The sequence below is a fragment of the bacterium genome (assembly GCA_040755755.1).
GTDB lineage: Bacteria > SZUA-182 > SZUA-182 > DTGQ01 > DTGQ01 > DTGQ01.
Map to the genome: position 1 here is coordinate 81,924 of JBFLZW010000055.1, position 14,638 is coordinate 96,561.

The 14,638-nt window shown below is 52.6% G+C and carries 12 protein-coding genes; 5 read left to right on the forward strand and 7 right to left on the reverse strand.

Annotated features, from left to right (window positions below):
* Positions 1-13: 13 nt before the first annotated feature.
* The 6 genes from AB1611_16985 to AB1611_17010 form a co-directional block, all read right to left on the reverse strand.
* Positions 14-2,974, reverse strand: a complete 2,961-nt coding sequence (locus tag AB1611_16985) for an Hsp70 family protein (protein MEW6381281.1) — start codon at positions 2,972-2,974, stop codon at positions 14-16.
* A gap of 12 nt (positions 2,975-2,986) precedes the next feature.
* Positions 2,987-3,952: a tryptophan--tRNA ligase gene (trpS, locus tag AB1611_16990; protein MEW6381282.1), complete on the reverse strand. Its 966-nt coding sequence runs from the start codon at positions 3,950-3,952 to the stop codon at positions 2,987-2,989.
* A 90-nt stretch (positions 3,953-4,042) separates the two neighbouring features.
* Complete coding sequence (locus AB1611_16995; GenBank protein ID MEW6381283.1) at positions 4,043-4,795, reverse strand: phage Gp37/Gp68 family protein; 753 nt, start codon at positions 4,793-4,795, stop codon at positions 4,043-4,045.
* 8 nt (positions 4,796-4,803) lie between these two features.
* Positions 4,804-5,421, reverse strand: a complete 618-nt coding sequence (gene tcmP, locus AB1611_17000; protein MEW6381284.1) for a three-Cys-motif partner protein TcmP — start codon at positions 5,419-5,421, stop codon at positions 4,804-4,806.
* A 232-nt stretch (positions 5,422-5,653) separates the two neighbouring features.
* Complete coding sequence (locus AB1611_17005; GenBank protein MEW6381285.1) at positions 5,654-7,513, reverse strand: Hsp70 family protein; 1,860 nt, start codon at positions 7,511-7,513, stop codon at positions 5,654-5,656.
* 48 nt (positions 7,514-7,561) lie between these two features.
* The gene (locus AB1611_17010) at positions 7,562-8,071 is read right to left on the reverse strand and encodes a DUF2760 domain-containing protein (GenBank protein ID MEW6381286.1); all 510 of its coding nucleotides are present in this window, start codon (positions 8,069-8,071) and stop codon (positions 7,562-7,564) included.
* 379 nt (positions 8,072-8,450) lie between these two features.
* Between AB1611_17010 and AB1611_17015 the strand changes: the two genes are divergently transcribed.
* The gene (locus AB1611_17015) at positions 8,451-8,594 is read left to right on the forward strand and encodes a hypothetical protein (GenBank protein MEW6381287.1); all 144 of its coding nucleotides are present in this window, start codon (positions 8,451-8,453) and stop codon (positions 8,592-8,594) included.
* A 23-nt stretch (positions 8,595-8,617) separates the two neighbouring features.
* On the opposite strand, the gene AB1611_17020 is transcribed toward AB1611_17015, so the two are convergent.
* On the reverse strand, positions 8,618-9,229 hold the full coding sequence (locus tag AB1611_17020; protein ID MEW6381288.1) for a hypothetical protein: 612 nt from the start codon (positions 9,227-9,229) through the stop codon (positions 8,618-8,620).
* A 521-nt stretch (positions 9,230-9,750) separates the two neighbouring features.
* Here AB1611_17020 and nth point away from each other — a divergent pair.
* The 4 genes from nth to AB1611_17040 all read left to right on the forward strand — a co-directional run bounded on the left by nth (position 9,751) and on the right by AB1611_17040 (position 14,633).
* Positions 9,751-10,401 (forward strand): endonuclease III, encoded by a 651-nt coding sequence (nth, locus tag AB1611_17025; GenBank protein MEW6381289.1) that lies wholly within the window; start codon positions 9,751-9,753, stop codon positions 10,399-10,401.
* A gap of 247 nt (positions 10,402-10,648) precedes the next feature.
* A complete protein-coding gene (locus tag AB1611_17030) occupies positions 10,649-11,608 on the forward strand; it encodes a hypothetical protein (GenBank protein ID MEW6381290.1) in 960 nt (319 codons plus the stop codon).
* Between the two features lie 12 nt (positions 11,609-11,620).
* Entirely contained in the window at positions 11,621-13,576 is a 1,956-nt protein-coding gene (locus AB1611_17035) for an SPFH domain-containing protein (GenBank protein MEW6381291.1), read from the forward strand.
* Complete coding sequence (locus tag AB1611_17040) at positions 13,527-14,633, forward strand: radical SAM protein (protein ID MEW6381292.1); 1,107 nt, start codon at positions 13,527-13,529, stop codon at positions 14,631-14,633. Before AB1611_17035 ends, AB1611_17040 begins: the two co-directional genes overlap by 50 nt.
* Positions 14,634-14,638 lie beyond the last annotated feature (5 nt).

Here is a 14,638-nt window from a genome sequence, read left to right on the forward strand (position 1 = left end):
TCCCAACCACTGATCACTCGCCACTGACCACCAATTGCAGCCCTCGGGGCAGGGATTCGCCAAAAACGAGGCTCTGCTCCCTGGTCTGGTAATGGCTCACTTCCCGGATACTCTGGATAGCCTGATCCAGAGCGGCCGGGTCGGATTTTCGGCCATGCCCGGAAGATGCCTCCTCCCTGGCCAGGGAAAGAAATCCGATCACCCGGTTTTGCACCGCATCACTGATGTTCCGGGCCCGATCCGGGGTCTTTCGGGCAAGTTGAGTCAGGGTGAAGATTTTCTCATCCTGGGGCAAGTCCCTGGTTTCCAGAAGACGGATAATCCACTCCTCTGCAAGCTCAGCCGGAACCACGGCATGAACGCTTCCGTAGAGTGGCTGGCGGGCTCCGATCCTTGCCAGTGCCCACAGGTCGGCCCCAAGGGGCTTCCCCTTTGTCAAGCGGTCCAGCACGGTATTTCCCAGCGACTCCTTGCTGTTTTCATCCAGCCGCTCAAGGCTTGCGGCCAGCCGCCACATCTCGGTCAATTCGTGAGGAGACGGCTTTGGCCCGGAAGGAGCTTTCTTCTGGGGGACCAGGTAGGGGGATATCTTGCGAAAGACCTCGGTCTGCTGATTCTGATTGAGCCCACCGGCTATCCGGCGATAGAGTATCCATAACTGGGTGCGGATTTCCCGGTCTTTTACTTCCTTCATCCCCTGAGAAATTACTTTCAGGAGATTTTTTATCCGCCACTCATCCAGAGGATACCCCAATCCCGGCCGGAGACAAAAGCCCACCAGGTTCAGCCACCGTGCCTCCTGGAGTGGGGAGCGCCCCCTTTGCCCTGAAAGCCCTGAAAGATCGAGGAGCATTTCACCCATGGTGCGCAGGGTGAATATCGGCCATGCCTGGCGGGGAGTTTCGAGCACTTCTTCCATTTTTTTCAAGAGATTATCCGGAGTCACTTTGCCAAGACCCGGAAGCGGCTCTCCGGAACCGGAATCGGTGCCGAAGGCCGATGAAAACAGCGGCCTGACTTTTTCCACATCCAGGGCTTCTCCTTCTTCCGCTGCCGCCTCCCGATCTTCCATCACCGATGAGACCGGCTTTGATTTTCCCTCTTCCCGGATTCCGAACTGGAGCTTCCACTGCCGGTCTCCATCCCGTGAGACGCACCATACCTCCAGAGTTCCGATCTCGGTCAGTCTGGCCCGAAGGTGCACCGGCACCTTGGTGAGCTTGGCCCTGCCCCGCCGCAAAATGGTCTGGATCGGTGGCAGGGGGGTGAACGACTCGTCCCCTGCTTCCAGATTGACCGGCAGGATATCTCCCACCTGGTCAAGCAGACGGGTGCTTGAAGTATAGAGAGGAAAGCTTACCGGCTCGCCGATCAATAGGATAAACTCCCTCTCTCTGACTTCGACTTCCTGTCCTTCTTCCATCTTTCGGGGAACCAGGCACAGGGCTTGAGGGGATGCCTCCCCCTCCTTGCCGATCCCGATATAGTAGGAGCGTCCGATGCCTCCGCTGATGCGGATGCCTTTTCCCCGCCGGACCTGGCCATAATAGGCGGCCCCATAGGCTACGGAAAGATCGCCCATCTCATGGGCGAGCACCACGGGGCTCCATGCCTTTATGTCTTCCTCCGCTCCGCGATCCGCCGGGAACCAGCTCTCCATGATCCGAACGATTCTGTCCTGCAAAAACTTTGGCTTGAGCGCCCCGCCGTTGAAGAGAATGGCATCGGGCCGGGCAAGGTCGGCGGCGGGCTGGCCGGTTTTCTCCCGCAGGTCACGGATACTGGCCTGGTGCTTTCTCAGAAATGAGGCCAGATGGCGGGACACGGCCGTATCCTGCACATAGGGAAGCCCCCACTCCTGCAATCCCATGCGGGAGGACTTGACCGGATCATCCTCCAGCCGGGTGATGGGGAAAAAGCCATTCTGGACAATCTCCCGCACTTCCGCTTCGGTCAATTCGTATTTCAGGGTGCTCCCGATCAGGCGGCTGCTTCTTTCCTGAACTACAATCGGAAAGGAATTCTGCTTATGGCCTTCGGTCAAAAGCGCTTCCTTTGCCCGGCGGCAGCCGTGGCAGAGCATGGACCACTGGCCGGAATCGAGCTTTCCGGCCTGCCCCGTCAGTTTGACCTCGATATGACGGGCCAGGGCCATGTCGATGTTATCGCCGCCCAGAATCAAATGATCTCCCACTGCCACGCGGGTAAATACGGGCTTTCCCCCCTCCTCCTGCACGGTAATGAGGCTGAAGTCGGTAGTGCCGCCGCCCATGTCGCAAATGACCACAATCTGGCCATTATGCAGGTACCGGTGCCATGAATCGCGGTTCATGGCGATCCAGGCATAAAAGGCTGCCTGGGGTTCCTCGAGAAGAGTAACTTTGGTGAATCCGGCTTTCTGTGCAGCCTCCAGGGTCAACTCACGGGCAACTTCATCGAAAGAGGCCGGAACGGTCAGGATGATCTCCTGATCCTGCAACCGGTATTCCGGCCTGCCCTGAGCCATCTGATGGTTCCATGCATCCCGGATATGCTGCAAATAGCGGGAAGATGCCTCCACCGGAGAGAGTTTTTCAAGGTCCCGTGCTCCACTCCAGGGTAAAATGGCGGCTTTCCGGTCCACTCCAGTATGGCAGAGCCAGGATTTGGCCGAGGAAACCAGCCGCGACGGCACACTGGCCCCCAGTTTTTTGGCCAATTCCCCTACCACGATGGTAATTTTATCGTCCCAGGGCAGGCGGATGTTTTCCTGCATCAGCTCATGCTGCCCGGCCAGATACAGATAGGAGGGGAGCATGGGCAGGGGTGACAGGTTTCCTTCCGAAACCAGTTGAAGGGTTTGAAAGATTTCGATGCTTCCTTCTCCCCCGGCAGCGTTATCGATATAGGCAACCGCACAGTTTGTGGTCCCCAGGTCAATACCCACGGTAAAGGGGGACCGGGCGGTGGTTGAGTGATGAATAGCAGTGTTCATGATTTTTTGTCCCTAATAGACAATGCCGACTTTCTTACTTACTTCTTTCAGGGTTTCCAGGGCAATGGAGCGGGCTTTTTCGGCACCGGTTTTGAGGATCTTTTTCACGGACTCCCGATCCTCTTCCAAAGCCTTCTTTTTTTCACGATGAGGCGCAAAATACTGCCAGATCAGATCGACCAGGGCTTTTTTTACCTCTCCGTAGCCGATCCCGCCAGCCAGATACCGCTGGCGAAGCTCTTCGGTCTCCTCTTTGGAAAGAAAGAGTCTGGAGAGCTTGAAAACATTACATGCCTCGGGGTCCTTGGGCTCTTCCACGCTCTTTGAATCAGTTACGATACTCATGACCCTTTTCTTCAATTGATTCTTTTCAGCGAAGATTTCAATCGTATTACCATAAGATTTCGACATCTTCTGGCCATCGATGCCCGGAACAACAGCCACATCTTCGCTGATCTCTGCCTCCGGGATTCTGAACACCTCGCCATACTGGCCGTTAAACTTGAGGGCAATATCGCGGGTCACCTCCAGGTGCTGCTTCTGGTCCTGGCCTACCGGCACCCTGTCCGACTGATAGAGGAGAATGTCTGCGGCCATCAGGACAGGATAGGTAAACAGGCCGGTATGCGGGCTGAATCCCCTGGCGATTTTATCCTTATAGGAATGACAGCGCTCCAGCAGTCCCAGCGGAGTCAGGTTCGATAAAATCCAGGTAAGCAGCGTTACCTCATGCACATCGGACTGGACCCAGAAGATCGATTTTTCGGGATCCAACCCCAGGGCCAGAAAAGTCGTAGCCGCATCGAGTGTCTGCCTGGCCAGAAGCTCACCATCCACCACCGTGGTCATGGCATGCAGATTGGCAATAAAGCAAAAAAGCTCGTGCTGCTCCTGATACTCGATCATTTTTTTCATCATGCCAAAATAGTTACCGATATGAAAGCTGCCCGATGGCTGAATACCCGACAATATCCTCATTGATTTATCCTGCTCCTTCTCATCATTTACGGTATATGGAGGGATTTAGAGCCCTGCCCTACTGATAAACAGCATACTTCCATAGTTGTTTCAGGCCACTTTAAATAATACTGGTGCATGTGGATGCCTATACGCTGCTCCAGGCAGTTCATCGTATGTCCTATCGTGAAGGATTCGTCCGGTGAGATGCTTATGAACCCCTCCCCATTGTTTAAAGAAAAACGGCACATTCTGCTTTTTACATTGGCGTAATATGCTCTCTACCCATTCAATATGCATTAGACGGGCACCTGGACCCGACTCTCCACCCACTATGACCCACTGAATCCCTTGAAGAGGTAAATTATCAAGCGGGCCTATGAGCGGCTCGCAAGACAGAAACCGAACGCTGGAAGGAACTTGTATAATATCATCGATGCGATAGACAGTACTCTCGTTTTCAATACTAACGCCCATCCAGACATTCTCAGGCCAAGTTAGGAGGTGAGAGATATCCCGAAGGCGTTCACTCCGCTTTGTCAAGATCTGGAAAATATGGTGAGGGCAAAGCGCCATGATATTGAATATTTGCTGGATAAATTCAAAGGGTACCTCTTCATGAAACAGGTCGCTCATGGAATTTACAAAAACCATCTGAGGCTTGAACCATCTCAGCGGCTGCTCAATCAAATCATAATGTAACGTTAGGTTGAAAGCATTTTTATATCGTGCTTGCCCCATAGCTTGCAGCCTATGTGCCATACGCTCAGCATAGCAGTGCATACACCCAGGACTGACTTTTGTGCAGCCAGTCACTGGGTTCCATGTAATGTCAGTCCATTCAATTTTCGATCTTGTAGCCACGATTATGATTACTTCCCTAATATATATTGAGCAATTTTCACAGCAGTAGGAGCACCTTTCGGATTAGCAGAGGCAAAACAGAGAAGGAAGATCGGCACATTCCTTGAGTTACGAAGGGGTAAAGGATTCTGGGCCACCTTTACGAAAACTGTTTCAAGTCGGTTTATAAAGAACTTGCCAATCGAATCAAAATCAGCATTTTTCTGAAGGCTGTCTTCAGGACCGAATAAAGTCGTTTGTTTTGGCGTTCGATAAAATGCCTTTTTCCACTCCTCTGTGCCGAAAAATTTTGTAAGCCGTGCAGCCCAACTATCTGACGGCGGTTGATTTTTTGTCAAAAGCCGGTTCACCGCTTGTCCAAGTGGGCACAGGATCCATAAGTCAATTGCTTTAGTGTGTGCGATAGCATCAATCGTTTTCCATTCGACCTGCATTCCATAAGGGTCAAGGAAAACCACAGCACGGGTAGTTCGCCAATTTTGCTTCTCGCACCAGGACTGAAGAAAGCTATTTGCTTCCTCCCGAACTATGTCTATTCTGTTTGCCTTTTGGGGAAACTGCTGACGCAAGGATTCCAATCCCATGACAAAATCTGAGCTGAGTTCGACAAAAATATATTGATCCATCCTCCTCCTCTTTATCACTGAAGAGGGAAATAGTCATATCCGTATCTTTTAATTGAGTGCTGCGGTATCCCGTGCCAGCAAAAGCATCAACATAAATAGTCTTATAATACGAAGCATTTTTATTTCCCTTAAAAATCGTCATGTAGGCGACCAGATATTTCTTTACTCGACTGAGCTTTTCTTCAGTCCAACTCCCGCCAAATTGATGCGACAAACTCATGCAGGTTTCCCCTTATTCCCCGTAGGGTTTCCTGACGGTAAATTCCAGTTTCCAGCGGTTGTGCTCATCCCGGCTGACAAACCACAGCTCCAGGGTGCCGATTTCCGTAAGATGAGCATGGAGACGAACCGGAATGGCGACTCCTTCCTTTCCTTCCATCGTGAGGTGCGCTTCAAGCGAGGCCAATTCCTCGATTTCATCCGACCAGTTTTCGATCAGCTCTCCAATCTGGTCGCTCCGTCGGGTCGAGGAGGCGAAAAAGCGAAATTCCGCAGGCTCACCCACGACCAGGCCGAATTCCTGGCCGGGGATCTCCTCTTCGGTCCCCTCTTCCAGGCCGAAGGGCACAACACACAAGGCCTTGATCGGCGGAGGAAATCCGGGCACGGAAGGCATGGAGGTTTCAATGCCGATGTAGTATGAGCGGGCGGCACCTCCGCGAATGCGGATACCCTGACCACGGCGGGCCAGACCGTATGAGGCAGCCCCATGAGCCACAGCCAGATCAAGGTTTGTTTCCGGTAACACCTTCAGCGGATTTCCTCCTTCGGCCTCGATCCAGGAGTTGAGAATCTCGACCAGCCGTTCCTGGAGAAGACCGGCCTTAAAGACTCCGCCGTTAAAAAGGATCGCTGTGGGATGGATAAATTTTTTCCCCGGATTTTTCTCGCGCAATTGCGGGAAATTCTCCAAAGCACCAATCTGTGCCCCCAGGAAACGGGCCAGATGGCGGGTGACCGCGGCATCGGCGGCATAGGGTAATCCCCATTCCTGAAGACCCACGGCCCGCTGTGTTCTGGGGCGGTCTTCGGCACTGCATTCCGGGAAAAATCCCTCAACCAGCACCGATTCCACCATCCGGCGGCTCAACCGGCTGCTCAGCGTGCCTCCGATCAGACTGCTCCCCCGTCCGGGGATGGTGACCGAATATTCCTGGCAGTCGGGATCATTCAGGATGGTCTCCTTGGCCAGACGGCAGTTTTGCCACAGGATGCGGTTCTGCCAGGTATCGAGGCGCGCCGGTGCGCCTTCCTCCCGCATTTTGTTCTGGATAGCCACAGCCAGAGCCAGGTCCATGTTATCGCCGCCCAGAAGGATGTGCTCACCGACAGCCACGCGGTTGAGGACCAGCGCTCCGTCTTCCTCAGCGACCGCGATCAGGCTCAGGTCAGTGGTTCCTCCTCCGATGTCGCAGACCAGAACAAGATCGCCGACTTTCACCCTGCCCCGCCATTCCTCATTGGCGTGGATCCAGGAATAAAAGGCCGCCTGCGGCTCTTCCAGCAAAATGGCGTTTTCCAGACCTGCATCCCGGGCCGCTTCCATGGTCAGCTCCCTGGCCACGGCATCGAAGGAGGCCGGAACAGTCAGAAAAATCTGCTGATGTTCGAGGAAATTCCCTGGATCGTCCTCGCCTTTTACATAATTCCAGGTTTCCCGGATATGCTCCAGATAGCGCCGTGAAGCCTCAAGAGGCGATACTTTTTCAACCTCGGCCGGACTCCCCCAGGGCAGAATCGGGGCCTTCCGATCCACTTCACCGTAGCAGAGCCAGGATTTGGCCGAGGAAACCAGCCGCTGGGGCACCTCGGCCCCCCGTGTCCTGGCCAGCTCACCGATGGCAAAGGTGCGCTCCGCATCCCAGGGCAGAGCCAGGCTTCCTTTTGCCAGCTCATACGATCCGGGCAGATACAGGAATGAGGGCAAAAGGTTTCGGTACTCCACTGCTCCCTCATGAACCAACTGGGGAATCTGAAGATAGTGAACCTCGTAATTACCTTCCCTGACCGAAGGGTCTGCGGTATCGACAAATCCTACCGCACAGTTGGTCGTACCCAGGTCAATGCCCACAATATACCGTGAATCTATCATGAAAATCCTCCTGAAAAAGCTTTGCCGGCTATTGCCTTATGGTAAACTTCAAGTTTTTGCCCTTCTCGGCTCATTCTCTTCCGGTGGCTTGATAACCTCTACTTCAGCCGGGGCGATCACCGATGGGTCCTGGCCCTTCGGCAGATCAGGCAATTTTACCTTACAGGCCCTCCAGCCGTGATGTTTCAAGATTCCGGTAAAGGGCGGATCCCCGATCACATATCCACTCAGCCGAACCACGGAAGGGTCGATTCCCTTCTCGACGGTCACCGTGCTCCCCTCCGGCTCTTTCCTGATCGGCTCAACCGCGAGGATATCATCCAGCGCTTTTTTACACCCTTCATGAACTGTCCTTACCGCCGCCCCTATCTGGTAGTCAGAATAAGCGGAAATATCTTCCTGAAGAAAGTCGATCAGACGACCTTCCCGCTGCAGAAGGGAGAGTATCTGAATTCCCTCTGGGGGGGCTCCGGAAAGAATGCTGGAGATCCTCTTTGCCATTTCATTATTCTTGAGCACGGTAAAAAAGCTTTTGAAAGCCAAACCCAAGCTCCCCATCGATCGCCTCCTTGATTTCTTTATAAACTTGAACTTTCACCAAAGTCTTATAATTGTCGGCCGACAAAATTAAAAATCCCTTGATGTTTATTCTTTGATGGTAATTTCTCACCCATTACCGGGGCAAACACAAAATTATACCATAAAAAGAGAAAGAAAGGGAGAGGGGGAAAAAGGAGGTATTGCAATACAGATAAGTCCAGGTTATTATACACAATATATACATAATTTATGTATATTAATGTTACTATCTTTACATATGAAGAAAGTTGCTGTATACTATGCGAAATAAATTCCCATCAAGGAAACGCCTGAATAAATTTAACACACATAAGCTATCACTAACCATAGATGAACTATTATTTGGAGGGCATTAAATATGAATAAAAACTTTCTCTTCTTCTTTCAATCCGCATCTCTTTTTACCCTCTGTATGATCAGAAAGTGTGAGTGGAGCGCTTACTCTCTTACTTTGACTATCATCACCATTACTCTGATGATCCTGAGCTTTTTGGTTGCCTGATTGAATAGGCCATCGCCCTTTTTTTAAGGAGCGAGGACCTCAATCAGGCCATGAAGAATTTCCGGGATAGTGAATCCCATCTTGAGAGGAATGACAAAGGTCAGGAGCATTGACAGGAAAATGATGAGCAGGGCAATAATGTCCGGCTTTTTCACCCGGAAAGGTCGCTCATCAGTTTCAATACGAGCATTTTCAGCCAGTTCATTGCTGAGGTGGACCACACAACTGCTGGCTTTTACCGTTCCAAAAACACGGGGCATCATCTCGGCTGTTTTAATCAAGCCCTCGAATTTGAAAATCCTCAATACTCTGGCCAGATACAATTGCGGATTCGCTACGGCAAAAGCGACCGAATGATGGGAGACGACATCAATGCACAGGCCGATGAAGAGAAACGTCAGGTCCAATTTGCAATGGGACAGGGCGATGAGAATGTCCATTCCCGAAAATCCGGCGGAAATTTTTGTTCTCTTGTAAATCTCCAGAACAAAATGAGCCATCACCCAGACGGCAAAGTAAAACAGACCGCAGGTTAAAGCGATAACAGCCGCTCCCCCAACATAGACAATAAGAAAGAGTTTTCGCGTGTCATGAGTAATGGCAAAAAGTTCCACATTTTGTCGTATCCATTCCATGCTTTTCCTGGCCCTCGCTGATTCTTAAGCTGTTATCATGAGCAGGCATTTTCCGCTGCCGGGAATAGTTTTATTTTCAGCAAGAACAATACCACCGCGACCATTTCTCATGGATAATTTGATGAGTGGCTGAAAGATCAGGAAAAATCTGGCAGGATTACACTCAAGTATGGGGTGATAGTACCGGGGACCAGGAGAAAATATATGGCCTGTTGCATAAAAATTTGTCTAAGATAAGGTCATAAAATTTTGTTGCCTGACATTTTTCTGATAACCCACGTGTATACCGGGGAATCTGATTTACTGCTTTCAGATTCCCCAAAGAAAATAGAATAAAAGCTTACCCAGTATATTTTTCGACCTCCAATTGAAAATCCATCGGATATAATTTACTGATACCCACTCCACAGGAGATGTGCTCCTGTATGGCCGCAAGCTGCCCGGCTACTTGAATGAAACAGGAAAAAGCCGATTGACAAGGGCGGGCTGATTGTTTACTATATCCTTCATGGGGTAAGCTTATGAACACAAACTCTGCCGAATCAGAACGGATCAGCGAGATCATTTCCATTTTAAAATCGACCTATCCGGAGGCCAAAACCGCTCTGCGGTTTTCTTCACCGCTTGAGCTGCTCATTTCCACAATCCTTTCAGCCCAGTGTACGGATGAGAGGGTAAACAAGGTCACCAGGACCCTGTTTGCCAAATATCCTTCAGCCAAAGCCTATGCCAGGGCAGACCTGGCGGAGCTGGAAGAGGATATCAGGCCGACCGGCTTTTTCCACAATAAAGCCAGAAACATCAAAGCCTGCTGTGAGCACCTGGAGGAAAAGTTTCAGGGGGAGGTTCCCAACCGGCTTGAGGACCTGACTCAATTGCCCGGTGTAGGACGTAAAACTGCCAATGTGGTTCTTGGTAATGCCTTCAACATTCCCGGCCTGGTGGTAGATACCCATGTCAAGCGGGTGGCGGGGAGGCTTGGTCTTACCAGCCAGAAAGATCCGGATAAGATCGAGCAGGAATTGATGAGCATCATCCCCCGTGAGGAGTGGATTCAGTTCTCCCACCTTCTGATATTTCATGGCCGCGCAATCTGCAAAGCCCCCAAACCCTCATGCCCCATCTGCCCGGTTGCAAGACTTTGCCCCTCTTACTGTAAGTGGAGCCATTGATGCGCTCTATTGTCAGGGCACCAGGATCACCCTGCCGATAAGGAAGAGGGGTGAGATGACAGAAAGAGAGCACCTTGTGCTGAGGGAGGTTATTTTCCCATAAGATTCTTCCTCATCAATCGTCATTTATTATAAATTTAACCATCCAGAAATTCGTCCCCCCATTATTCAATATATCGTTCACTGATGCAGTATCATTGCAGTGATGATTGAAACATTCAAACTTACCTGTCAGGAGAACAAGAAGATGAAACATTCTTCGCTTCAAGGCCCGCCCCCTGCATTCCGGCCAGAGCAGGAAAATTATCGCCTCCGCCTCCGGTTCGAGTATGGTCCCCTGGATGACGGAACCTTATGGGTACGGACCCCCAACCGGGGGCTTTTCCATGTAGACTGGCTGACTCTGCGGCTCCTTCTGGAACTGAACGGGGGAAGAACGATATCAGGGCTTGCTCAAAAATACAAAGTTGAGCAGCAGGAATTATACTCCCTCCTGACGAGTCTTGAGAAAGAAGGCTCGATCGTCCCGGCCAGACAGGGGAAAATCACCATGGGCCGTCAATGGGACGACATTCACCTGTTACCCTTTATCCTCCTCTTTCTGATGCTTGCCGCTGTCCAGGTGGAATATTTTCGCACTCTGGCCAGCACGGCCACGCTCAATCACCGATATGAAGGGCTGCTGATCGGGCTGATCTCCATTGTGCCCATTATTCTCCATGAGATGGGACATTACCTGGCGGCCAGGCCCTATTTCGCCCCCCGGCTGGGTTTTACCCGCCTCCTCTTTTTTCCGGCGGTGTATATGGATACTCACCCGGCCTGGTGTCTGCCGCCCAACATCCGGCTGCTCATCAATTCGGCGGGGATGCTGGCAGACCTTGTCTTCAACACCCTGCTGGTCGTGCTTGTCCTCTGGCATCCTCCACTGGAGTATTATGTTACTCCCCTGCTGCTCCTCCAATACACCCGCTGGACCATTATCCTGAACCCCATGGTTAACGGGGATGGTTACTGGCTCTTATCGGATCTTACCAGAAACGTCAACCTGCGGCAGCGGGGGCGCGAGTACCTGAGAAAGGGGAGATTTCACTGGCTTTCCCTGTATGGCTTGTTTTCCCTGATATTTTCCCTCCTTTCCATAGTGGGTTTGGTCTGGTTCGCTGCCAATATTTTCGGGAGGATTATCCTTCCTTTCTTTCATTGACAGGAGGTGGCTATGCAGCTTGAATTTTTAAAGGTATTTATCTCCCTCATGGCTGTTGTTGCTCTTGCGGCCTCGGCCTGCAAGATTCTGAAAGAATACGAGCGGGCAGTAATCTTTCGCCTGGGAAAATTGCGGGGCACCAGCGGGCCGGGACTGGTTTTTCTGATCCCGCTGATTGACCGGATGCACAGGATTGACCTTCGGCTGGTATCGATCGATGTTCCCCGGCAGGATATTATGACCAGAGATAATGTGCCGGTAACTGTGGATGCAGTCGTTTACTTCAATATCACCGATCCGGCCAGGGCCATAATCAGCATTCAAAATATCTATCAGTCCACCTTTCTGATCGCTCAGGCTACCCTGCGCAGTGTTCTTGGCCAGGTGGAGCTGGATGATCTTCTCAGCCAGCAGGCCAAGCTCAATCAGCAATTGCAGCAGATTATCGCCGTAACCACCGGCCCCTGGGGAATTGCGATCCCCATCGTCGAAATCAAGGAAGTTACCCTGCCCGAAGAGATGAAGCGGGCCATGGCCAAACAGGCAGAGACCGAGCGGGAGCGGCGCGCTCTTTTGATCGACGCTCAGGGGGAATATCAGGCCGCCGTGACTCTGGCCAAAGCGGGCGAGATTCTGTCCGGCAATCCCCAGAGCCTGCAATTGCGCTACCTCCAGACCCTGCGGCATGTTTCCACCCAGAAAGGCTCGACTATCCTTTTTCCCTTCCCTCTGGACCTGGTCAGTCCCTTTATCGATGGAATACGAGGGCTTCGGCCAAGGGATGCCAGGGAGGAAGCGGAGGCTGGCATTCAGGAGGAAGAGACTGCTCCCTCCAGTGAATCCACGCTCCCGCAGCGGCAGCCTTCAGTCCCCCCGTCATCTCCCCAGCAGGTCCGGCTGGCTCAGTACCAGCAAAAGTGGCGAAATGGCCGCCTTCAGCCGCAATACGTACAGTGGCTGAGCACGAACCGCTGTCAGTTTCAATGCTCACACTGCGAAACCACCGCCGGGGAGGTGAATCCGCGCGAGCTGACCACCGGCGAAGTCATGAAAGTTATCGATGAGCTGGCAGATGCGGGATGTGAATTCTTTTCCATAACCGGTGGTGAACCCCTGCTTCGCCCCGATATCTTTTCGATTGCCCGATATGCCCACGAGCGGGGGATGAAAGTAGGGCTCACCACCAATGGCCAGGCTGCGGAGGATAACCTCATGGCCCTTGAGCAGGCCCGCTTCGACTCGCTGATCATCACCCTGGACGGCTGCCGGAATACCCAGGACCGCCTGCGTGACAGCCGGGGATCGTATGAGCGGGGAATCCGGACCATAGAATTCTTCCACGATCTCGGGGCCCCCTTCATCGGTGTCAGCACCATTCTGCTGGATGAAAATATCATGGAGCTTCCCCAGTTGACCGAGGAGGTTTTTCAGGCCGGAGCACACCAGCTCCAGTTGCAGCCGCTCCTTTTTCAGCATGGACATCCCGTCCGAAACAACCCGCAAGTCGTACAACAAGCCTTCCGGTTTGTCCTTGAAGCCAGAAGGCGGGGATTTTCGGTTGAGCCCGGCGAGCCGTTCGGATATCTTGGCCCCCTGGATCCTCTGATCCGTGCGAATCCCTTTTTCTGCGGCTGCGGCTGGAACACGCTCTGCATCGACCATGAGGGGGGAATACTCGGATGCGCGGTTCCGGCGTTCTCCGGCCAGATGGAAGGAAACATCCGGACTGATTCTCTCACCAAAATCTGGGAGCAGGAGTTTGGCAGTTTCCGCAAAAACCTGCCCTCCGGGCTTTCCGATACCTGCCGGCAATGTCCCCACCTTTCACTGTGCCGGGGAGGATGCTGGCTTTTTCGTGCTCAAGGATTGAACCCCTGCTTCCTTCCGGAAGCGGAACACGTTTATCAGGAGATCTCGTATGCGCTATATCCTCAAACTGCTGAAGGAAAATCCCCGGTATTACCTTGACAAGATAAAATATTATCCCCGCAGCGTAGTCTGGGAGCTGACCCTGCGGTGTAATATGAATTGCGCCCATTGCGGCTCCGAGGCAGGCCCTGAGCGTGGCCGGGAGCTTGACCACGAGGAGGCCCTGGACCTTTGCCGTCAACTGGGCAGGCTGGGGTGCGAGATCCTGACCCTGCTGGGGGGGGAACCCTTTCTGCGGGAAGACTGGGATGAGCTGGCCCGCTGTCTTGCGGAGTATGGGGTCAAGGTAAATGCCATTACCAATGGCTATCTTATGAATCAGGCCCTGGTTGACCGGATCAGGAAGGCCGGACTTACCAATGTGGCCGTAAGCCTCGATGGGCTCAGGGAAACCCATGAGAAGATCCGGCGAAAGCCGGGCTCCTTCCAGCGGGTGCTGGATGCCTTTACCCTGCTTCGCCAGAATGATGTCTCTTCGGCCATGGTCACCACCGTTTGCAAGGATAACCTGTCCGAGCTGGAACGGATCTACCAGATCGTCAGGGAAAAAGAGGTGGAAATCTGGCAGTTGCAGCTTGGTGTCCCCCGCGGACGGCTGTGCGAGCACTCCGAGTTTATCATTCAGCCTGAAGATATGCGCATTGTTGAGCAATTCGTGCTTCAGGTTCGCCGGGAAGGCCGCATCCGCCTGGATGTGGCCGACAATATCGGCTACTTTGGCCAGCATGAGGAAATCCTGCGGGCAAACCTGCCCGGACGTCTGCCTTTGTGGACCGGCTGCTTTGCCGGTATGCAGGCCCTTGGCATCGAAGCCAACGGGGATATCAAAGGATGCCTTTCCATGCCATCCCTCCCGGAATTCATCGAGGGCAATGTCCGGCAGGAATCCCTGGCCGATATCTGGAACAAGCCGGGAAATTTCGCCTACAACCGCAGCTTTCACACCGGCCTGCTGGAAGGAGACTGCGCGGACTGTGAGTTTAACTATGTCTGCCGGGGAGGATGTAAATCCACGGCCTACTGTTTCAGCGGGTCGATTTTCAATAACCCCTATTGCCTCTATCGCCTCGAAAAGAAGGAGAAAGAGAGGAGGTAGTCATC

Excerpts from the sequence above, each read along its gene's own strand:
- AB1611_17020 (MEW6381288.1), bottom strand. The coding sequence starts at position 9,229 with ATGGAATGGATACGACAAAATGTGGAACTTTTTGCCATTACTCATGAC.
- nth (MEW6381289.1), top strand. The coding sequence starts at position 9,751 with ATGAACACAAACTCTGCCGAATCAGAACGGATCAGCGAGATCATTTCC.
- AB1611_16985 (MEW6381281.1), bottom strand. The coding sequence starts at position 2,974 with ATGAACACTGCTATTCATCACTCAACCACCGCCCGGTCCCCCTTTACC.
- trpS (MEW6381282.1), bottom strand. The coding sequence starts at position 3,952 with ATGAGGATATTGTCGGGTATTCAGCCATCGGGCAGCTTTCATATCGGT.
- AB1611_17010 (MEW6381286.1), bottom strand. The coding sequence starts at position 8,071 with ATGGGGAGCTTGGGTTTGGCTTTCAAAAGCTTTTTTACCGTGCTCAAG.
- AB1611_17015 (MEW6381287.1), top strand. The coding sequence starts at position 8,451 with ATGAATAAAAACTTTCTCTTCTTCTTTCAATCCGCATCTCTTTTTACC.
- AB1611_17030 (MEW6381290.1), top strand. The coding sequence starts at position 10,649 with ATGAAACATTCTTCGCTTCAAGGCCCGCCCCCTGCATTCCGGCCAGAG.
- AB1611_17040 (MEW6381292.1), top strand. The coding sequence starts at position 13,527 with ATGCGCTATATCCTCAAACTGCTGAAGGAAAATCCCCGGTATTACCTT.
- AB1611_17005 (MEW6381285.1), bottom strand. The coding sequence starts at position 7,513 with ATGATAGATTCACGGTATATTGTGGGCATTGACCTGGGTACGACCAAC.
- tcmP (MEW6381284.1), bottom strand. The coding sequence starts at position 5,421 with ATGGATCAATATATTTTTGTCGAACTCAGCTCAGATTTTGTCATGGGA.
- AB1611_17035 (MEW6381291.1), top strand. The coding sequence starts at position 11,621 with ATGCAGCTTGAATTTTTAAAGGTATTTATCTCCCTCATGGCTGTTGTT.